At 65.8% G+C, this 18,400-nt stretch carries 18 protein-coding genes; 7 read left to right on the top strand and 11 right to left on the bottom strand.

Annotated elements, in window-relative coordinates; all coding sequences use genetic code 11:
• Positions 1-129 precede the first annotated feature (129 nt).
• Together TK90_RS00285 and TK90_RS00280 are read left to right on the top strand one after the other, a co-directional pair.
• A complete protein-coding gene (locus tag TK90_RS00285) occupies positions 130-861 on the top strand; it encodes a 4Fe-4S dicluster domain-containing protein (RefSeq protein WP_012981474.1) in 732 nt (243 codons plus the stop codon).
• Between the two features lie 17 nt (positions 862-878).
• Positions 879-1,862, top strand: coding sequence for a DmsC/YnfH family molybdoenzyme membrane anchor subunit (locus TK90_RS00280; RefSeq protein ID WP_012981473.1), 984 nt, complete (start codon positions 879-881; stop codon positions 1,860-1,862).
• Positions 1,863-1,933: 71 nt separating this feature from the next.
• On the opposite strand, the gene TK90_RS00275 is transcribed toward TK90_RS00280, so the two are convergent.
• Positions 1,934-3,100 carry a hypothetical protein gene (locus TK90_RS00275; RefSeq protein WP_012981472.1) on the bottom strand — a complete coding sequence of 389 codons (1,167 nt, stop codon included), beginning with the start codon at positions 3,098-3,100 and terminating at the stop codon, positions 1,934-1,936.
• 151 nt (positions 3,101-3,251) lie between these two features.
• On the opposite strand from TK90_RS00275, the gene adk reads away from it, so the two are divergent.
• A complete protein-coding gene (gene adk / locus TK90_RS00270; RefSeq protein ID WP_012981471.1) occupies positions 3,252-3,908 on the top strand; it encodes an adenylate kinase in 657 nt (218 codons plus the stop codon).
• Between the two features lie 103 nt (positions 3,909-4,011).
• Here adk and TK90_RS00265 read toward each other — a convergent pair whose 3' ends face one another.
• From TK90_RS00265 to TK90_RS00255, 3 genes are all read right to left on the bottom strand, one after another.
• Complete coding sequence (locus tag TK90_RS00265; protein ID WP_012981470.1) at positions 4,012-5,220, bottom strand: 6-phosphofructokinase; 1,209 nt, start codon at positions 5,218-5,220, stop codon at positions 4,012-4,014.
• Positions 5,221-5,457: 237 nt separating this feature from the next.
• Positions 5,458-6,330, bottom strand: a complete 873-nt coding sequence (locus tag TK90_RS00260; RefSeq protein WP_012981469.1) for a dienelactone hydrolase family protein — start codon at positions 6,328-6,330, stop codon at positions 5,458-5,460.
• A gap of 118 nt (positions 6,331-6,448) precedes the next feature.
• Positions 6,449-6,913 carry a tRNA (cytidine(34)-2'-O)-methyltransferase gene (locus tag TK90_RS00255; protein WP_012981468.1) on the bottom strand — a complete coding sequence of 155 codons (465 nt, stop codon included), beginning with the start codon at positions 6,911-6,913 and terminating at the stop codon, positions 6,449-6,451.
• Here TK90_RS00255 and TK90_RS00250 point away from each other — a divergent pair.
• The gene (locus tag TK90_RS00250) at positions 6,912-7,904 is read left to right on the top strand and encodes a dihydroorotate dehydrogenase (protein ID WP_012981467.1); all 993 of its coding nucleotides are present in this window, start codon (positions 6,912-6,914) and stop codon (positions 7,902-7,904) included. The two genes, TK90_RS00255 and TK90_RS00250, sit on opposite strands and share 2 nt — an antisense overlap.
• Positions 7,905-7,910: 6 nt before the next feature.
• Here the strand turns inward: TK90_RS00250 and ntrC are convergent, their stop codons facing one another.
• From ntrC to TK90_RS00220, 6 genes are all read right to left on the bottom strand, one after another.
• Entirely contained in the window at positions 7,911-9,347 is a 1,437-nt protein-coding gene (gene ntrC, locus TK90_RS00245; RefSeq protein WP_012981466.1) for a nitrogen regulation protein NR(I), read from the bottom strand.
• Positions 9,347-10,444, bottom strand: coding sequence for a nitrogen regulation protein NR(II) (gene glnL, locus TK90_RS00240; RefSeq protein WP_012981465.1), 1,098 nt, complete (start codon positions 10,442-10,444; stop codon positions 9,347-9,349). Before glnL ends, ntrC begins: the two co-directional genes overlap by 1 nt.
• A 176-nt stretch (positions 10,445-10,620) precedes the next feature.
• The gene (locus TK90_RS00235) at positions 10,621-11,274 is read right to left on the bottom strand and encodes a DUF4124 domain-containing protein (RefSeq protein ID WP_012981464.1); all 654 of its coding nucleotides are present in this window, start codon (positions 11,272-11,274) and stop codon (positions 10,621-10,623) included.
• A 34-nt stretch (positions 11,275-11,308) separates the two neighbouring features.
• Positions 11,309-12,145 carry a hypothetical protein gene (locus TK90_RS00230; RefSeq protein ID WP_012981463.1) on the bottom strand — a complete coding sequence of 279 codons (837 nt, stop codon included), beginning with the start codon at positions 12,143-12,145 and terminating at the stop codon, positions 11,309-11,311.
• Positions 12,145-12,543: a DUF2782 domain-containing protein gene (locus TK90_RS00225; protein ID WP_012981462.1), complete on the bottom strand. Its 399-nt coding sequence runs from the start codon at positions 12,541-12,543 to the stop codon at positions 12,145-12,147. The genes TK90_RS00230 and TK90_RS00225 overlap by 1 nt, the downstream gene beginning before the upstream one ends.
• Positions 12,544-12,545: 2 nt before the next feature.
• Positions 12,546-13,271: a TIGR00730 family Rossman fold protein gene (locus tag TK90_RS00220; protein WP_012981461.1), complete on the bottom strand. Its 726-nt coding sequence runs from the start codon at positions 13,269-13,271 to the stop codon at positions 12,546-12,548.
• Between the two features lie 118 nt (positions 13,272-13,389).
• Between TK90_RS00220 and polA the strand changes: the two genes are divergently transcribed.
• Genes polA through TK90_RS00205 form a run of 3 tightly spaced genes read left to right on the top strand, consistent with a single transcriptional unit; the run spans position 13,390 to position 17,250 of the window.
• Positions 13,390-16,092 carry a DNA polymerase I gene (polA, locus tag TK90_RS00215; protein WP_028490871.1) on the top strand — a complete coding sequence of 901 codons (2,703 nt, stop codon included), beginning with the start codon at positions 13,390-13,392 and terminating at the stop codon, positions 16,090-16,092.
• A gap of 5 nt (positions 16,093-16,097) precedes the next feature.
• Positions 16,098-16,592, top strand: a complete 495-nt coding sequence (locus TK90_RS00210; RefSeq protein WP_012981459.1) for a hypothetical protein — start codon at positions 16,098-16,100, stop codon at positions 16,590-16,592.
• 10 nt (positions 16,593-16,602) lie between these two features.
• Positions 16,603-17,250: an SCO family protein gene (locus tag TK90_RS00205; RefSeq protein ID WP_012981458.1), complete on the top strand. Its 648-nt coding sequence runs from the start codon at positions 16,603-16,605 to the stop codon at positions 17,248-17,250.
• Positions 17,251-17,493: 243 nt separating this feature from the next.
• Here TK90_RS00205 and yihA read toward each other — a convergent pair whose 3' ends face one another.
• The gene (gene yihA, locus TK90_RS00200; protein WP_012981457.1) at positions 17,494-18,105 is read right to left on the bottom strand and encodes a ribosome biogenesis GTP-binding protein YihA/YsxC; all 612 of its coding nucleotides are present in this window, start codon (positions 18,103-18,105) and stop codon (positions 17,494-17,496) included.
• Between the last annotated feature and the right edge of the window lie 295 nt (positions 18,106-18,400).

Raw genomic sequence — 18,400 nt, 5'->3', positions numbered from 1 at the left:
TGCATGCGCACGGCGTTGCGGCTCCCTTGTGCAGAGTGACTGCACGGCAGTCGCCGCGCCTTGTTCGCACGCAAAAGCGACTCGAGCGCGAGTGCGCACATTGTGCAGCGTTCCCCCAGGAGGCAAGAAATGACCCAACTCGCCCTCGTCATCGATCTCAACGTCTGCGTGGGTTGCCACGCCTGCGTGACCAGTTGCAAGGAATGGAACACCTCCGGCGATGCCGGCCCACTGGTCGACCAGAACCCCTACGACGCGGACCCCACCGGCACCTTCTTCAACCGGGTGCAGAGTTTCGAGGTGGGTGAATACCCGAACACCGAGACGGTGCACTTTCCCAAGTCCTGCCTGCACTGCGAAGAGCCGCCCTGCGTGCCGGTCTGCCCGACCGGGGCGTCCTACAAGCGCGAGTCGGACGGCATCGTGCTGGTCGACTACGACAAGTGCATCGGCTGCAAGTACTGCTCCTGGGCCTGCCCCTATGGCGTGCGCGAGGTGGATGCCGAACGCAAGGTGATGACCAAGTGCACCCTGTGCGTGGACCGCATCTACAACGAGGAGCTGCCGGAATGGGATCGCAAGCCGGCCTGCGTGCGGGCCTGCCCGACCAATGCGCGGCTCTACGGCGATATCCATGACCCCGAGTCGGTCGTCTCGAAGGCCATCCGCGAGGCCGGTGGTTACCAGCTGATGCCGGAATGGGGGTCCAAGCCGGCCAACCACTACCTGCCGCGGCGCAAGACCCAGCTCACCATCCGCGAAGACGAGGTCGAACGCGCGGACAACCCGCTGAAGATCGACAGTCAGTTGCCGAAGCCCGGGCAGGACGAACCCTCGCTCGACGACGTCACCAGCTGGTAAACAGGGACGAAGACACTATGCATCCAGCCTTCTCGGTCATTTTCCTCACCACCCTGATCGGCGCCGGCCAGGGCCTGTTTCTCGGCCTGTTCGGTGCCGAGGCACTGAGCCTGCTGGGCGTGCTGCCGCCCCCGGGTTCGGACTTCCTGGCCCTGGGCTCCGCGCTCGCGCTGGCCTTCCTGGTGCTTGGGCTGATCGCCTCATTCTTTCACCTGGGGCGGCCGGAACGCGCCTGGCGCACCGCCACCAAGTGGCGCACCTCTTGGCTCTCGCGCGAGGTGATCGTGCTCCCGGCGTTCATGGGCGTCGTGTTCCTGTACGGCGCGGCCCATGCGTTCGGGTTCAACCCGGCCCTGGGTACGCTGGCCGGGGATGTCCCCGTCCTGCTGACCGTCGTGCTTGGCGCCATCGGGGCGCTGCTGGCCATCGTGCTGTATGTAACGACCGCGATGATCTACGCCTGCATCAAGTTCCTGCAGGAATGGCACTCCCCGCTGACCGTGGTCAACTACACCGTGCTGGGGGCCGCCAACGGCTTCACCCTGGCGGCCGCCTATGCGGCCTGGGCCGGTGTCCCGCTGGTCGCCTTCCTGGCGACGGTCGCGATCGTCCTGACGCTTCTGGGACTGGGTACCCGCAGCGCATCGCTGGTGCGCAACTCCCGTATCAAGTCGAAGTCCACGCTGCAAACCGCGATCGGGGTGAAGCACCCGAAGATCCAGCAGAAGTCCCAGGGCTTCATGGGCGGGTCATTCAATACGCGGGAATTCTTCCACCACATGTCGGCCGCGTTCCTGCGCGGGATGAAGTGGATCTTCCTGCTGGGTGCGTTCGTGGTCCCGGCGATCCTGCTGCTGGTCGTGCTGGTCGCCCGCATCGACCCGGTCAACCTGCTGATCGCCGCGTTCGTGATCCAGTATCTGGGCATGGTCGCCGAGCGCTGGTTCTTCTTCGCCCAGGCCAACCACCCGCAGAACATCTACTACCAGTCGGTGGCCTGAGGACACAGCCGGGGGCGGCCTGACCGCTCCCGGCCCATCCAGGTTCGAGGCCCAGCCCCAAATCGCTCCGATCAGACCGCCGACCAGGCCTCGGTCGTGATCCCCTCACCCAGATCGAGCTCTACCAGGCGGCGGCGCACCTCCAGCAACTTCTCGACCAGGGCCGGTTCGACGTGCTCGTAGGCCTCCGCGTCCGGCACCCGGTTGACCACCACCCCCAGCAGCTCAGTGATCGCGTTGCCGATCGAATTCTGACTGATCGTGACGATCAAGCGGCCCTCGTCGTTGCGGTAAATCAGCTGCTTGAAGGCCGGCTGCCAACGGATCGCATGGGCGTACTTGGCGTCGGTGAAGCAGCGATCGCGCACCTTCTTGGCGGTCTTGAGGAAATCGTTGTTGAACAGCAGGACCTCCTCCACCGCATCGGGGAAGTGCACGCCCTCGGGCATCGGGGCATTGCGGGTGGAGACCTGCGAGAAGAAGGTGCGGTAGAAGTCCAGAAAGCCCTGCAGGACCGCGTCGTATTCGCGCCAGAAGCGGATGTCCTTCAACGCCTCGACCCCACCCTGGATCTCCCAGCTCGGGAGGCCGTGCGGGTAGCCGGTCAGCGCGAGTCGGGCCTGGTGATCGGGCGCCGGCCGCAGGATCTGCAGGTCCAGGGCGCGGGTAAAGAAGGCCCGGTAGACATCGCGCATATAGGCCTGGAACAGGCTGTGCTGGCCGCCATCGGTCAGGTTGGGGTTACCGGGATCGGCCAGCGGCGCTTCAGCCAGCGTCGCCATCGGAAAGACGATGAAATGGTTGTGCAGCATGCGGATACTGGGCACCCCGGGCGCGGTCAGCGGCCAGGTCGCGTCCAGGCTGGCCTCGCCCGCCAGCACCAGGGCCTCGGCCGGGTCCGGGTACTGCTCCAGCATGTACTCGATGATCACTCCGTTCATCCGGTTCCAGACATGCCGCACCGGCTCCGGCACCTGGGTGCGCCGCACCGGGCGCCCCATCGGGTCGAGGATGGTCTGCGAGGTGTTGTAGATGATAGAGCAGTCGAACTCGTTGCTGTGCCCCAGCGCCTTGCGGTAGAGCAGGAGGTTTTCCGGATTGACCAGCAGCCCGTTGTTGTTCACCAGGTCGGCGAGGTTCTCGGTGCTGTTGAAGAACTCGTTCGGTTTCATGCCCTCCGGGATATCCAGGGGGATGGGCCGAAACGGCGTGGTGATCTCGCGGGGGCCGGCTTGCATAACGGTCGGTGACTCCTTGCAGGGGGCGGGTGTCACATAAGGATGGGCAGGGTTGTACCGACAACCACAACCCCTGTACTGTAACTTGCGCGGATCGGGAGTGTCTGCAGCGACCATAGCACAACCACCCACTCCTCATAGGAGCGAGAGCATGCGACTGATTCTGTTGGGGGCGCCTGGCGCCGGCAAGGGCACCCAGGCCCAGTACATCTGCGAGAAGTACAACATCCCGCAGATCTCCACCGGCGATATGCTGCGTGCAGCCGTCAAGGCAGGCACCCCACTGGGTCTGAAGGCCAAAGAGGTCATGGATGCTGGCGGCCTGGTCTCCGACGACATCATCCTGGGCCTGGTGAAGGAACGCGTGGAGCAGCCCGATTGCTGCGACACCGGCTTCCTGTTCGATGGCTTCCCGCGCACCATCCCGCAGGCCGAGGCCCTGAAGGAGCAGAACGTGCCGCTCGACTTTGTCGTGGAGGTGGATGTCCCCGACGAAGAGGTGATCCGCCGCATGAGCGGACGGCGGGTACATCCGGGCTCCGGCCGCACCTATCACGTCGAATTCAATCCGCCGAAGGTCGAAGGCAAGGACGACGTCACCGGCGAGGACCTGATCCAGCGCGAAGACGACAACGAAGAAACGGTGCGCAAGCGCCTCGAGGCCTACCACAGCCAGACGCGCCCGCTGGTGGACTTCTACTCGAAGTGGGCGGACAGCGGCGAGCCCGACGCGCCGCAATACGTCCACATCAAGGGAACCGGATCGGTGGAAGACATCCGCGACCAGATCTTCAAGGCCCTGGGCTAAAAAACGACCCGCCTGGTATTCCGAGCGGGTCGTCTTGATTGGGGCCACGGCCCCGCGCCTGCCGCCCCTGGGCCCGGACACGGGACCAGGGGCTTTCTTGCTATTAGCGACCGAGCACCTTGGTCACCTTGTTCTGACGCAGGCGGTAGGCATCCGGCATGCCCGAGCCCAGCAGCGGACGCAGATACATCCGGAAGGCGTCGGTGACGTCGGTGCCCGAGGCATCGATGAACTCGTCCGGCATGACCTTGGTCTTGCCAGCGACGGCCTCCAGCGGCACGTACTCGTAGTCCACCGAATAAAAGCCGGTACGCTTGATCGCGACCGAGCCGTCGCGGCCCTGCCACATCGCAAACTGCACGGCCTTCTCGCCCACTTCCCGGGCCTCGCGCTGGTCGACGTCCGAGACACAGCCAATAAAGGCACGCTGCAGATAGCCGAAGGTGTCGCCGCGTACGCGCTTGACCCCCAGCTTGTCCCGGATCTCGCCACAGAGCATGTCGGCCAGGGCGCCGGTGCCCGAGAGCTGAACATTACCGTGGGCATCCTTCTCCACGTCCTTGGCGAGCTTGGTCGCGATCGGCTCACCGTCCGCGTCATGGATCCCCTCGCTGACCGCGATCACGCAGCGCCCGTAACGGTCCATGGTCGCCTTGACGTCCGACAGGAAGCGGTCGACTTCGAATACGCGTTCGGGCACGTAGATCAGGTGGGGCCCGTCGTCCGGGAATTTCTTCCCGAGGGCGGAGGCCGCGGTCAGGAACCCGGCATGGCGGCCCATGACCACCGCCAGATAGATTCCCGGCAGGGCATAGTTGTCGAGGTTGGCGCCGACGAAGGCCTGGGCCACGAAACGCGCTGCGGACGGGAAGCCCGGCGTATGGTCGTTCTCCACCAGGTCATTGTCGATCGTCTTCGGGATATGCACGCAACGCATCGGATAGTTGGCCTTGCGCGCCTCCTCGCTGACGATACGCACCGTGTCGGAGGAGTCGTTGCCGCCGATATAGAAGAAGTAGGTGATCTCGTGGGCCTTCAGGACCTTGAAGATCTCCTTGCAGTAGTCGAGATCCGGCTTGTCACGCGTAGAGCCCAGCGCCGAGGAGGGCGTCCGCGCGACCATCTCCAGATTGTGGGTGGTCTCCTGGGTCAGGTCCAGGAACTCCTCGTCGATGATCCCGCGGACCCCGTGGAAGGCCCCGTATACCAGCTCGACGTCGGTAAATTTCCGGGCTTCCAGGACTGCGCCCACCATGGATTGATTGATTACCGCCGTCGGGCCTCCACCCTGGGCGATCAGAACCTTGGCCATCTTCGTCCTCCTTCTGCGACTTTAGTGCGTTCCAACCGTGAATCGGCCGCGCAACGACCGGGCATCTCAGTGACATAAGGCCCGAAGATAGCAAATTCCGCACTCTCCGCACGGAAACGTTTAATTGTATTATCAAAGACTTATTGACCCGAGAGGACCTGAAGGCACAACGGCACCACCAACCCGATGGGTCGGTGGTGCCGGCTCGCAGGCCAGGGGAGGAAGTCGAGGGAGAACTCAGTCGCGCAGATGCTGGTTCACAAAGCGGGTGACCCGGATCATCGCGTCACGAGAGGCGAGATCGTCGGCGAAGGTGCGGTTGCTGCCATTGCGAAAATCGAAGCCGCGGCCAACGCCTGGATATTCGATCCAGGTCACATCACCGCCGCGGCTTTCCAGACCGTCCGCGGCCATCTTCGCGGTCCGGTGGCGCTGATACTGCTCTTCGTCGCCGATCAGGATCATCATCGGGATCTCGAGCTGATTGACCTCGTTGGCGTAGCGATACACCTGGTGCGGCTCGCCGAGGTTCGGGTCCTGCAGGTGCGGGTAGTAGCCGGCCCAGCAGGCAACATCCTCGACCTGCCGCTCAAAGGTCACGGCCACCTTAAGCGTCTTGTAGCCCCCGCGCGTGATGGAGACCAGGCAGGCCCGGTCACCGACGATGTCGTCACGCTCGAGCAGGACATCCAATCCCTTGTTCAGGTCGCCCTCCAGCTCGTAGTCATGATCCAGCGGATGGCTTTCCATGAAACGGCCGGTGTACATGTCCGGCGCCATCACCACGAAGCCGCGCGCGGCCAGGCGCTTCACATGCAGGATCGCCAGATCGTCCAGCCCGCGCCGGCCATGGGCCCAGAGGATCGCGGGATAGGCCTCGCCATCGGCGGGGCGCGCCACCAGCGCCGGGATGTCCACGCCGTCGCGCTCATACTCGAATCGCTCGATCTCGACCTCGTGATTCTCGAGATCGGAATACAGCACGCCGTCTTCCCACCAGTCGTCATCCCACCACCAGTTGTCAGAACCGGTGGGTTCATCCGCGGCGAGCGGCGAGACGAGGAGGCTGGTGGCGGCCAGCAGGCAGAACGATCGAAAAGCAGAAACCATGAATCCCGAACCCCTTCTTATTGGAGCCGCGCAGAAGACCCAACTGGGGATCCCGCAGCCGTGAGCCACGCCTTCGAGCTTAGAGCAAAGCACGGCGTCCTGCCCAGCACATCGGACCCTAGACCCCGCCCGGAAAACCGAGTTGGCGCCAGGCCTCGTAGACGACCACGGCCACCGCGTTGGAGAGGTTCAGGCTGCGGCTATCGGGCTGCATGGGCAGACGCAATCGCTGTTCGGGAGGCAGTGCGTCGAGTACCGCTTGGGGCAGTCCGCGGGTCTCCGGCCCAAACAACAGGGCATCACCGGACTGGAACCCGGCCTGGTCGTAACGGGCCTGCCCGCGCGTGGTCAGGGCGAACTCGCGCTGCGGCCGGATCGATTCCCGCCACCGTTCGAGGCTGTCATACTCTTGCACCCGGGCCAGCTCGTGATAGTCGAGCCCGGCGCGGCGCGCCCGGGCGCTATCCAGCTCGAAGCCGAGCGGATGGATCAGGTGCAACGCCGCCCCGGTGTTGGCCGCCAGACGAATAATATTGCCCGTGTTCGGCGGGATTTCCGGTTCATAAAGGACGATGTGAAGCATGAGTGATTCGCGCACCGATCCGCGGCTGGCCGTTGATTTCTGCGGGCTGCATTTGAACACGCCGCTGGTGCTGCTGTCCGGCTGTGTCGGCTTTGGCGAGGAATACACCCGGGTTGCCGGGTTCTCCAATCGCGACGCGGGTGCGATCTGCCTGAAGGGCACGACCGGCCAGGCGCGACTGGGCAACCCGCCGCACCGCGTCTACGAGACCCCGGACGGCATGCTGAACGCGATCGGGCTGCAGAATCCGGGCGTGGACCGGGTGGTGGACGAGATCCTGCCCGCGCTGGATTTCGAGGAGACGCGCTTTTTCGCCAACGTCTCGGGCTCCACGATCGAGGAGTACATCGAGGTCACCCGGCGTTTCGACGACTCGCCGATCGATGCCATCGAGATCAATATCTCCTGCCCCAACGTGAAAGAAGGCGGCGTGGCGTTCGGCAACGACCCGGAGATGTCGGCGCGCGTGGTCGAGGCCTGCCGCTCCGTGACCTCCAAGCCGTTGATCACCAAGCTGTCGCCCAACCAGACCGACATCGCCGAGAATGGCCGCCGCTGCATCGATGCCGGGACCGACGGGTTTGCCGTGATCAACACCCTGATGGGGATGGCCGTCGACGTGGAAAACCGCCGCGCGGTGATCGGCAACAACCAGGGCGGACTCTCCGGCCCGGCGATCAAGCCGATCGCGCTGTTGAAAGTACAGCAGGTCTATCAGGTGGCCGCACCGCATAATGTCCCGATCATCGGCCAGGGCGGCGTGATGAATGCGCGCGACGCGCTGGAATTCCTGATCGCGGGCGCCAGCACCGTGGGCGTGGGTACCGGGCTGTTCTACGATCCGCTGTGCCTGCCGAAGATCCTGGACGGCATCCGCGACTACATGGATCGCCACGGCATCCAGCAGGTCAGCGAGCTGACCGGGAGCCTGCAGCTCAACAGCGCGATCTCCGCCTGCGCCGCCCCGGCCCCGGAAGACCCCACGACCTGATCTGCCCTACTCGTCGTCGATGCCCAGCTCCTGAATCTTGCGAGTCAGGGTGTTGCGGCCCCAGCCCAGCAGGGCAGCGGCCTGCTGGCGATGCCCACCGGTCACATTCAGCGCCTCGCGAATCACCGTACGCTCCAGTTGTGGCAGAACCCGGCCGAGCAGGTCGCGCTCGCCCTGTTGCCAGTGCTGCCGAGCGACCTGGGCCAGCTCGCTGGTCCAGTCACGCGGCGTGGCCATCTGCGCGTCCGACAGGCCTCCGTGGGTCTCCATGGGCGGCGCATCCTGATGCAGCTCGGCCGGAAGGTCGTCCAGGTGCACCTCACGTCCCGAGGCCATGACCGTCAGCCAGCGACAGGTGTTCTCCAGCTGGCGAACATTACCCGGCCAGGGCAGACGCTGCAGCTCGCGCACCACCTCCGGCCGCATGGTCTTCGCCTCGACCCCCAGTTCGCACGCCACCTCGGCCATGAAGTGCTGCACCAGCAGCGGGATGTCCTCCGGGCGCTCGCGCAACGACGGCACATGGATACGGATCACGTTCAGGCGATGGAACAGATCCTCGCGGAACAGCCCGGCGCGCACGCGCTCCTCGAGGTCCTGGTGGGTGGCGGCGATGATGCGCACATCCACCCGGATCGGGGTATGCCCACCGACGCGATAGAAGGTTCCGTCCGCCAGCACCCGCAGCAAACGCGTCTGCAGGTCGAACGGCATGTCGCCGATCTCGTCGAGGAACAGTGTGCCGCCATCGGCCTGCTCAAAGCGGCCCTTGCGGCTCTGGCTGGCGCCGGTAAAGGCGCCACGCTCATGACCGAACAGCTCGCTCTCCAGCAGGTCTTTCGGGATCGCGGCGGTGTTCAACGCGATCAATGGCTGATCGGCCCGCGGGCTGTGCTGGTGCAAGGCCCTCGCGACCAGCTCCTTGCCAGTGCCGGACTCGCCGTTGATCAGTACGGTGATATTGCTGCGCGACAGACGCCCGATCGCGCGGAACATCTCCTGCATCGCCGGCGCCTCGCCGATGATGGGGGTGTCCTCGATCCTGGCGCCACCCTCGGCATTTTGCTGCGCAGTCGCCCGCGCCTCCAGCGCACGCTGAACAAGGGCCACGGCCTCGTCGACATCGAACGGCTTGGGCAGATACTCGAAAGCCCCGGTCTGGTAAGCGCCGACCGCGCTCTCGAGATCCGAAAACGCCGTCATGATGATGACCGGTGGCGGATCCGGGCGGGTCTGCATACGGGCGAGAAAATCGAGGCCGTTCAGCCCCGGCATGCGGATGTCGGCCACCACCGTATCCGGGGCCTCGTCAGTCTCCAGCGCAGCCCAGGCCGCGTCGGCCGTCTCGAACCCGCGCACATTGATACCGGCGCGCTGCAGGGCGCGATCCAGCACCCAGCGGATCGAGTCGTCGTCGTCAATGATCCAGACGATGGGGTCCATCAGTTGCCGGCCTCCTTGGCATTTTGGGGTTCGATCGGCAGCAGGATGTCGAACGAGGTGCTGCCCGGTCGCGAACGGCATTCAATGAGTCCGTTGTGCAACTGGATCAGGCTCTGGGCGATGGGCAGGCCCAGGCCGGTGCCCGCGGCGCGGCCGGTCACCATCGGGAAGAAGATGCGCTCGCGGATCTCCTCCGGGATGCCCGGGCCGTTGTCGCGCACGCTCAGGCGTGCCACCAGGCGGTGGCGGTGACCGGAAATGGTGTACTGGCGCAGTACGCGCGAGACCAGGGTGATCTCGCCGCCCTCGCTCAACGCCTGCACCGCGTTCTGCACCAGATTCAGGATGGCCTGCACCAGCATGTCGCGGTCGGCCTGCACATCCGGGATGCTCGGGTCGTAGTCGCCGCGGATCTTCAGACCCAGCGGCAGTTGCACACTGACCAGGCCGCGCACGTGCTCCAGCACCTCGTGGAGGTTTACGGCCTCGAGGCGGGGCAGGTTGTTCGGGCCCAGCATGCGATCCACCAGGCTGCGCAGCCGGTCCGCCTCGCGAATGATGATGCCGGTGTATTCCTTCAGCCCGTCGTCATCCAGCTCGCTGGCCAATAGCTGCGCCGCCCCGCGCAGGCCGCCCAGCGGGTTCTTGATCTCGTGGGCCAGCCCCCGGGTCACCGCACGCGTGATCGCCTGCTGCTTTTGCAGCTGTTCCTCGCGACTGATCCGTTCATGGCGATCAATGGCGTTAAGTTCAAACAAGAGTTGTGGCTCGCGGCCATCGTCACCGCGCAGAGGCGTGATGGTGATGTCCGCCAGGAAGGGCTCGGCGCGCAGTGGCTCCATCTGTCGGGCGCGCAGGGTAATCGGCTGATCGAGTGACAACACCGACCGCAGCCGATTGGACAGGCTGCGGTCGAGCCTGAGGCACTGCCCCAGTCCGTGGCCGACGATACGCTCGCGGCTAAGCCCCAGCAGGACCTCGGCCGCACTGTTCAGGCTGACCAGGCGCAGCTCGCCATCCGTCACCAGCACGGCAGTTGACAGGTCGTCCCACCAGGGCCATGGCGCTGGGGCGGGCTTGGCAACAGGATTGTTCATCAACGGGCCTCAAGCAGGAATCGCGCCAAACAGGGGCACAGCACAGGGTGGATCATCCGCGGGCAGGAGAGCGCCCAGGCAAGGCGGCCGTGGCGGCAATCACCAAGCGCCGCCCCATTATAGTGCAAATACGGCACCATATTGGGGCAGAATGCGCACGGAGTTGGTGCGGCCGACTAGTTCTGCGGAATCTGCTGGACCTGGGGCTGAGGTGCGCGCGGGGCCTGGGGGGCCCGAGGGGCCTGCGGGGCGCCGCCCTGGGGGAATTGCTGCGGGCGCTGTTGTTGCTGCTGTTCGCGCGGGATCGCGATGCGCAGCACGTTGAACTGGATGGTGTCGCTGCTGGCGAGCTCCTGCCCGGCGTCGTCTTCTACTCGCGCCTGCAGGCTGTATTCGCCGCGGTTGAGCCCCTCGAAGGTGATACTGGAGCCGGTGCTGTCGCCAGCCTCCTCGCCGTTCAGCAGCCAGACGACGCGATGGCCGGCCTCGGTATCCAGGGCGGGCTCCAGCGCCACCTCGGCGGTGACATTGCCGTCATTGGCACGCACGCCGGCCCCGTCCTCCGGCTGCGTAATCGCGACGCGTTCGTAGCCACTGGCATCGGCCTCCTCTTGCTGAGGCCGCACCGGACGTTCAAGGATCTCTCGGGCACCCTCGAGCGGCACCCCGCGCATGGGCTCACGTACATCGACCGACTCGCTGGCGCTGCCCTCGGGAGGACGGTCGCCAAAGTGCACATTGCCCTGGTCGTCAGTCCAGCGATAGACCTCGGCCTGGGTGAGCGCCGGCAGGCACATCGCGACTAGAAACAGCACCCAGACCTTGTTCATCGTCGATCTCCTTGGGCCGAAACCCCCGAGCCACCTACGCGGCACGTACCCACATGCCCTGCACACGGGCGGCGTGCCCCTGCAGCGCAACGAGCCGCTGGCGTTCGGCCTCGCCCGTCGCGCCGGATTCGCGACGACCGATCCAGTCGTCCAGTGCGGCCAGGCGCAGCAATGTCGGTGCGGCCCCGCGCTCGATCGCGGCCAACGGGCGTCTGGCATGGTAGCCCGCAAGCAACGCGCGGTAGGCATCGGCTCGAATCTCGCCGGCCTCGTCCACCGCAATCGCCAATGCGATGCGCGCGAGCTGCCAGAAAGCGGGCACCGGCGCCGGCGGCATCACCAGATCCGCGAGCCCGGCCCCTTCCGAATAGACCCGCACCGAGTGCCAGTAGCTCCCGGCCAGCGGCAGATCCTCGAAACGATAGAGGCTCTGGTGGTGGAGTTCGGCATCCAGCGTCTCCCGCTCGCCGGCCAACAGCGTCTGGCCCAGGGCATCGGCGCGTTCGCGCAAAAGCTGCTGCAGCACCCCGCGGCGATAGCCCGTGGCCTCCGGCATCGCACTCGCCGGGTGCAGGGCCTGCCAGCTCGCGGCCCGCTCCCCCAGGGCGTTGAGGCTTCCGGGGCCCTCGGCCGACAGGGGTTCGCGCAATGCCTGACCTTGATCCAGGAAAAGAATCCGCGTCCCGTCGGCATCAGCGGTGGCCAGCGGGCTGATGCCTGCACCCTTCAGGGCCGCCTCGATACCGGAGGCGGCATCCGCCGACAGACGCAGGCACTGCACGGGCTGCCCCGCCAGCAAGGCCTCGCCCTCGCGAAACTCGATGCTCACCCCGCAGGCCTCGGCACAGGCCTGGCAGTCGTGTTCGTTCATTACCATTGGAAAATCACCCAGGACGGCGGTACGAAATCGGGTTCCAGCTCACGCTGACGGCGATCGAGCAGGCCGTCGCCGGTGCTGTCGATCAGGTAGTAGGAGGGACCGGCCGCGGGGATCACCTCCACCATCACCAGTTGCCCGCCCATGCGGTACTCGCGCCGGGTCTCCCCGTCGCGTTCGATGATCACAATGTCAGCCTCTTCCAGGCCCCGCTGCTCGCGCGCGCGTTCGTCGAGCACGGGCGGCGCGGGGTCGGCCTCGGCCTCGTCCGGCATCTCGGGCGGCGGCGGGGCATCGTCCCACTCGCGCTCCTGCTGGGCAATGGCCAGAGCCGGCGCGAGAAGCAGACCGACCAGGAGGGCGGCGGGATAATGGGTGCACTTAGCGGCCATGCTCACAGCTCCATCATGCGTTTCTTTTCTTCCGCGGAAGGCTCGAAGCTGCGCGCCTCGTAATGCTCGAAGATCACGTCCACCACGTCTTCCGGGGCATCCACCAACGAGTATAGCTTCAGGTCCTCGGCATCGATTGTGCCTTCGGACACAAGAGTGTCGTCGAACCAGTGCAGCAGCCCCTTCCAGAATTCGGAGCCGACCAGCACGATCGGGATGCGCCGGGTCTTGCCGGTCTGCACCAGCGTCAGAATCTCCGCCAGTTCGTCCAGCGTGCCAAAACCGCCCGGCAGGACCACATAGGCGGAGGCGTATTTCACGAACATCACCTTGCGCGAGAAGAAGTGGCGAAACCCCAGGCTGATGTCCTGATACGGGTTGGCGCTTTGCTCGTGGGGGAGCTGGATATTCAGGCCGATGCTGGGGGAGCGCCCGGCGAAGGCGCCCTTGTTGGCGGCCTCCATGATGCCCGGGCCGCCGCCACTCACCACCGCGAAGCCGGCATCCGACAGCTGGCGGGCGACTTCTTCGCCCAGTTGGTAATGCGGATGTCCGGGTGGAAAGCGCGCGGAGCCAAAGATGCTCACAGATGGCTTGATGTGCGCCAGGCGCTCGAAGCCCTCCACGAACTCCGCCATGATCTGGAAGATCTTCCAGCTTTCGCGGGTCAGAGCGGAGTCGTCAATCGGGCGCAGGCCGGGGTGTTCGGCGCGTTCGCGGTCGTTCATGCGGAGGGTTCCTCGTGTCGAAGGCCAAGCGTAACGGGCGCCCCGGGTCGGTACAAATGGTCGCGGCACAAAACGGGGCTGTAGAATGGCGCGCACCTTCCGCACGGATACCGCATTGATGTCACAAGCCCCCCTCGTTCTGGTCGACGGTTCGTCGTATCTGTTTCGGGCCTTCCATGCCCTGCCGCCGCTGACCGCGCCGGATGGCGCCCCGACCGGGGCGATGATTGGTGTGGCGAACATGCTGCGCAAGCTGCGCGCGGACTACGGCCCGGAACACATGGCGGTGGTGTTCGACGCGAAGGGCAAGACCTTCCGCGACGACATCTACCCGGAATACAAGGCCACCCGCCCGCCGATGCCGGACGAGCTGGCCGCCCAGATCGAGCCGCTGCACGAACTCGTGCGGGCGATGGGCCTGCCACTTTTGTGCGTCGAGGGCGTGGAGGCCGACGACGTGATCGCGACCCTGGCCGATCAGGCCGCCGCAGCCGGGCATGACGTGGTGATCTCCACCGGCGACAAGGACCTCGCCCAGCTGGTGAATGACCGCATCACCCTGGTCAACACCATGAGCGGGGTCACGCTGGACCGCGAGGGCGTACAGGAAAAATTCGGCGTGGCCCCGGAGCAGATCGTCGACTACCTCGCGCTGATGGGCGACAGCGTCGACAACATCCCGGGCGTAGACAAGGTCGGCCCCAAGACCGCGGCCAAGTGGATCGCGAAGTACGGCGATCTCGACACCATCCTCGAGCAGGCCGACGACATCGGCGGCAAGATCGGCGAGAACCTGCGCGCCGCGGCCGAGCGCCTGCCCACCTCGCGCGAACTGATCACGGTCAAGCGCGATGTCGAGCTGGATGCCGGCCCCAACGACCTGAACATCCGCGAGCCGGATCACGAGCGCCTGCTGGAGATGGTGCGCCGCTACGGCTTCACCCGCTGGCGCGCGGAGCTGGAGGGTAGCGAGGACGAGGCCGCTGACGGCAATCCGGGCCCGTCGCAGGCGAAGGGCGACTACCGGACGCTGCGCGAGGAGGCCGAACTGGCCGAGCTGCTGGAGCGTCTGGACAAGGCCGACCGAGTCGCCTTCGACACCGAGACCACGAGCCTCGACGCGATGCGCGCCGAGATCGTCGGCATGTCCTTCGCCTTCGAGCCGGGCACCGCGTGGTATCTGCCGCTGGCCCACACCGGGCCGGACGCCGACCCGCAGCTGCCGCGCGCGGAGACGCTCGAGCGCCTGAAACCGTGGCTGGAGTCGGAGCGCCACGGCAAGCTGGGCCATCACCTGAAGTACGACCGCAACGTGCTGGGCAATCACGGCATCACCCTGCGCGGGATCGTCGACGACACCCTGCTCGAGTCGTTCTGCCTGGATGCCGGGGCCAACCGCCACGACCTCGACTCCCTGGCCGAGCGCCACCTGGACTACAAGACCACGCACTACGAGGACGTGGCCGGCAAGGGGGTGAAGCAGATCCCGTTCGCCGAGGTGGATATCGGCATCGCCACCGATTACGCCGGCGAGGACGCTGATATCTGCCTGCAGCTGGATGCGGTGTTCCAGCCACGTCTGCAGGCGGCCGAAGGCCCCGCGTTTGTCTACCGCGAGATCGAGATGCCGCTGGTCCCGGTGCTGGCGGATATCGAACGCGTCGGCGTAAAGGTGGACCCGGATCGGCTCGGCGAGCAGAGCCAGGAGCTGCTGGCCGAGATGGAGCGCATCGAGCGCGAGGCCTTCGAGGAGGCCGGCGGCGAGTTCAACCTCGGCTCGCCCAAACAGATCCAGGAGATCCTGTTCGAACGCCTGGGCCTGCCGGTACTGCGGCGCACACCCAAGGGCCAGCCCTCCACCGCCGAGGACGTGCTGGAGCAGATGGCGGACGACTACGCCCTGCCGCGCCTGATCCTCGAGCACCGCGGCCTGTCCAAGCTGCGCAGCACCTACACCGAGACCCTGCCCCGGCGCATCCACCCGGAGACCGGTCGGGTGCACACTTCCTATCACCAGGCGGGGGCGGCCACCGGGCGGCTGTCATCCTCGGAGCCGAACCTGCAGAACATCCCGGTGCGCACCGAGGCCGGCCGGCGCATCCGCCGCGCGTTCATCGCGGAAGAGGGCCACCAGCTACTGGCGGCAGACTACTCGCAGATCGAGCTGCGCATCATGGCTCACCTGTCGCAGGATGCCGGCCTGCTGAAGGCCTTTGCCGAGGGTCAGGACATCCACCGCGCAACCGCCGCCGAGGTCTTCGGGCTGGACCCGGAGCAGGTCTCCGGCGATCAGCGCCGCGCGGCCAAGGCGATCAACTTCGGCCTGATCTACGGCATGTCCGCCTGGGGCCTGGCGCGCAACCTCGGCATCGAGCAGGGCGAGGCGCGCGAGTACATCGACCGCTACTTCAGCCGCTATCCCGGCGTGCACGACTACATGGAACGGGCGCGCGCCTCCGGGCGCGAGAACGGCTACGTCGAGACCCTGTTCGGCCGCCGCCTGTACCTGCCGGAGATCAACAGCCGCAACGGGGCGCGGCGCCAGCAGTCCGAGCGTGTCGCGATCAACGCCCCGATGCAGGGCACGGCCGCCGACATCATCAAGCGCGCGATGGTACGGGTCGCGCACGACCTCGAGGACACCGGGATTGACGCGCGCATGATCATGCAGGTGCACGACGAACTGGTGTTCGAGGTGGCCGACGCGGCGGTGGAGGACCTGACCACGCTGGTGCGCAAGGCCATGAGCGGGGCCGCCGACCTGGACGTGGAACTGGTCGTAGACGTCGGCGTCGGCGCCAACTGGGACGACGCCCACTAGCCCCCATGCTGGCCCATCGCTTCAACCGAATCGCCGCCTGGCTGGTCGCGCTGCTGCTACTCGCGAGCGCCTGGATGCTGGCCGAACGCTACCTGGACAGTGGCGCCGCCGAGGTGCCGATCGTCCAGCCACAGGCCTGCGACCTGAATGCCGGCCCCTGCAGCACCGCCCTGGCACAGGGCGGCGAGGTGCGCCTGGAGATCACGCCGCGCCCGGTACCGATGCTGCGGGAGCTGACGCTGGACCTGCAGCTGGATGCCGCGGCGAAGACCGCGCTGAACAACCCTGAGGCCCTGGACCTGGACCTGGCCGGAGTCGAAATGTATATGGGCTACCAGCGCCCGCGCCTGGAACACACGGGTGATGGCCGCTACCGCGGCACGACCACGCTGCCGATCTGTACCACCGAATCCATGACCTGGGCAGCCACCGCGATGCCGGCAGGCAAATCCGAGGCCGCCTTCGTACAATTCCGCTTTGTCACTGCCCGCGATCACTGATGAACCCCTTATGAACCGTATCCCCGTCAGCAGTCTCTTCTGGGCCTTCGCGGTGGTCGCCGCAGGTGCTCTGCTGGTGTATGTCACTCTGGAGCCGGGCGAGCCGCCGCCGCGCGATCTTGCAGGTCATGCGCAACTGCCCATCGCCGACGAGGTACAGGGCGGACCGATCGAGCTGCCGATCGCCACGCACGCGGAGCGCTTCGACCTGGGCGATTACACGGACCAGTACGTCTGGCTGTATTTCGGCTATACGAGCTGCCCGGATGCCTGCCCGACCAGCCTGGGGTGGATTGGCGGGGCGCTGAACCGCTTGCCGGAAGAGTTGCAGGGCCAGGTGAACGGTGTGTTTATCAGCGTCGATCCGGAACGAGATACCGAGGACCGCCTGGCCGATTACGTGGCCCATTTTCATGCCGACATTCACGCGGCCACCGGATCCGAAGAAGACTTGAAGCCCGCCGCTAAGCGCTATGGTGTCTTCTACGAACGCCGCGCAACGGATTCGGCGATGGGCGACATCATCGACCACAGTTCATCGACCTATCTGATCGGGCCCGAAGGCGACTTGCTGGAGATTCACCCTCACGGGACCAGCGCGGCCGATCTGGTCGAGACCCTGAGGGCACACGCCCAGTCCCAGGGAACCGATGACTGACGGGGCAACAGCCACAGGAGCGCTGCATTCAGGAGTGTGAAGCCAATCACGTTCATTTTCGGGAACGGATGGAACTCAAGGCAACTGACGCTTTCTTACGTTACAAGCGCTCTAGCCCAGCGCGAGCCCGCTTCTCTCCCTGAGCGGGCAGGCCTCGCTCCCCCCTGTCGAGGCCGAATCTTGCCCCGGCCCTCCCCAAGGCCGGGGCATTTTTTTGTCTGGGGTTCATGGTTCGCGCCACGGTCAGTCTTCGACCGGCTGGAGCCACTCGGTCAACAGGCCGCGCAGGTCATCGACCCCCTGATTTTTCAATGAAGAAAAGGTCTGCAGGGTCGCCTCGATCCCCAAGCCTTCCAGCTCGCGCTGGGTCGCGTGCAATTGCTTGTCGGCCGCCTGCCGCGAGAGCTTGTCGGCCTTGGTCAGCAGGCAGTGCAACTGGCAACGCTCCAGCGGCACCCACTCCAGCAGCTGACGGTCGAGCTCGGTCAGGGGACGACGGATGTCCATGATCAGCACCAGCCCTGCCAGGCACTCGCGCGACTGCAGGTAATCCCCCAGCAGCCGATCCCAATGCTGGCGCTGGCCGGCGGACACCTTCGCGTAACCATAGCCGGGCAGATCCACCAGCCGCCATGCCTCGTCCGGCGGCAGGGCGAACAGGTTGATTTCCTGGGTGCGCCCGGGCGTGCGGCCCACCCGGGCCAGGGCCTTGCGCCCGCACAGGGCATTCAGGGCGCTGGATTTGCCGGCATTCGAGCGCCCGGCGAAGGCAATCTCGATGCCGTCATCCTCCGGGAGCTGCTCGACCTGGGCCACGCCCTTGATAAAGGCGGTCTCGCGAAAACGGGGTTCCATGGGGCGGGGGACGTCCTTGGCCGAGTGCGGAGCTCGGAATATTTTTGAGCGCAATTTAGCATTGTGCTATAAACTGCGCCGCTCAAGGAAACACTGGTCAATGTACACCCTCGCGTTGGTACCCCAGGTTTTCCGAGACAAGGCGCGCCGCTTGCGGGTAGTGGTTCTACCCGCAAGCGGCGCAACGCAGGATCGGGAAACTGGGGTACCAACCCCATAACCCATTACAATGCAGGGGCTCGGCCGCTTTTGCGCGCGAACGGCGTTGCGGCTCCCTTGTGCAGAGTGACTGCAC

The organism is Thioalkalivibrio sp. K90mix (assembly GCF_000025545.1).
Lineage (GTDB): Bacteria > Pseudomonadota > Gammaproteobacteria > Ectothiorhodospirales > Ectothiorhodospiraceae > Thioalkalivibrio.
The sequence above is the reverse complement of the archived record's forward strand: the minus strand, read 5'-3'. Positions and strand labels throughout refer to the sequence as shown.

What these genes read in the sequence shown, in the direction of transcription:
- TK90_RS00285 (WP_012981474.1), top strand. Translation starts at nt 130, where the DNA reads ATGACCCAACTCGCCCTCGTCATCGATCTCAACGTCTGCGTGGGTTGC.
- TK90_RS00280 (WP_012981473.1), top strand. Translation starts at nt 879, where the DNA reads ATGCATCCAGCCTTCTCGGTCATTTTCCTCACCACCCTGATCGGCGCC.
- TK90_RS00275 (WP_012981472.1), bottom strand. Translation starts at nt 3,100, where the DNA reads ATGCAAGCCGGCCCCCGCGAGATCACCACGCCGTTTCGGCCCATCCCC.
- adk (WP_012981471.1), top strand. Translation starts at nt 3,252, where the DNA reads ATGCGACTGATTCTGTTGGGGGCGCCTGGCGCCGGCAAGGGCACCCAG.
- TK90_RS00265 (WP_012981470.1), bottom strand. Translation starts at nt 5,220, where the DNA reads ATGGCCAAGGTTCTGATCGCCCAGGGTGGAGGCCCGACGGCGGTAATC.
- TK90_RS00260 (WP_012981469.1), bottom strand. Translation starts at nt 6,330, where the DNA reads ATGGTTTCTGCTTTTCGATCGTTCTGCCTGCTGGCCGCCACCAGCCTC.
- TK90_RS00250 (WP_012981467.1), top strand. Translation starts at nt 6,912, where the DNA reads ATGAGTGATTCGCGCACCGATCCGCGGCTGGCCGTTGATTTCTGCGGG.
- TK90_RS00255 (WP_012981468.1), bottom strand. Translation starts at nt 6,913, where the DNA reads ATGCTTCACATCGTCCTTTATGAACCGGAAATCCCGCCGAACACGGGC.
- ntrC (WP_012981466.1), bottom strand. Translation starts at nt 9,347, where the DNA reads ATGGACCCCATCGTCTGGATCATTGACGACGACGACTCGATCCGCTGG.
- glnL (WP_012981465.1), bottom strand. Translation starts at nt 10,444, where the DNA reads ATGAACAATCCTGTTGCCAAGCCCGCCCCAGCGCCATGGCCCTGGTGG.
- TK90_RS00235 (WP_012981464.1), bottom strand. Translation starts at nt 11,274, where the DNA reads ATGAACAAGGTCTGGGTGCTGTTTCTAGTCGCGATGTGCCTGCCGGCG.
- TK90_RS00230 (WP_012981463.1), bottom strand. Translation starts at nt 12,145, where the DNA reads ATGAACGAACACGACTGCCAGGCCTGTGCCGAGGCCTGCGGGGTGAGC.
- TK90_RS00225 (WP_012981462.1), bottom strand. Translation starts at nt 12,543, where the DNA reads ATGGCCGCTAAGTGCACCCATTATCCCGCCGCCCTCCTGGTCGGTCTG.
- TK90_RS00220 (WP_012981461.1), bottom strand. Translation starts at nt 13,271, where the DNA reads ATGAACGACCGCGAACGCGCCGAACACCCCGGCCTGCGCCCGATTGAC.
- polA (WP_028490871.1), top strand. Translation starts at nt 13,390, where the DNA reads ATGTCACAAGCCCCCCTCGTTCTGGTCGACGGTTCGTCGTATCTGTTT.
- TK90_RS00210 (WP_012981459.1), top strand. Translation starts at nt 16,098, where the DNA reads ATGCTGGCCCATCGCTTCAACCGAATCGCCGCCTGGCTGGTCGCGCTG.
- TK90_RS00205 (WP_012981458.1), top strand. Translation starts at nt 16,603, where the DNA reads ATGAACCGTATCCCCGTCAGCAGTCTCTTCTGGGCCTTCGCGGTGGTC.
- yihA (WP_012981457.1), bottom strand. Translation starts at nt 18,105, where the DNA reads ATGGAACCCCGTTTTCGCGAGACCGCCTTTATCAAGGGCGTGGCCCAG.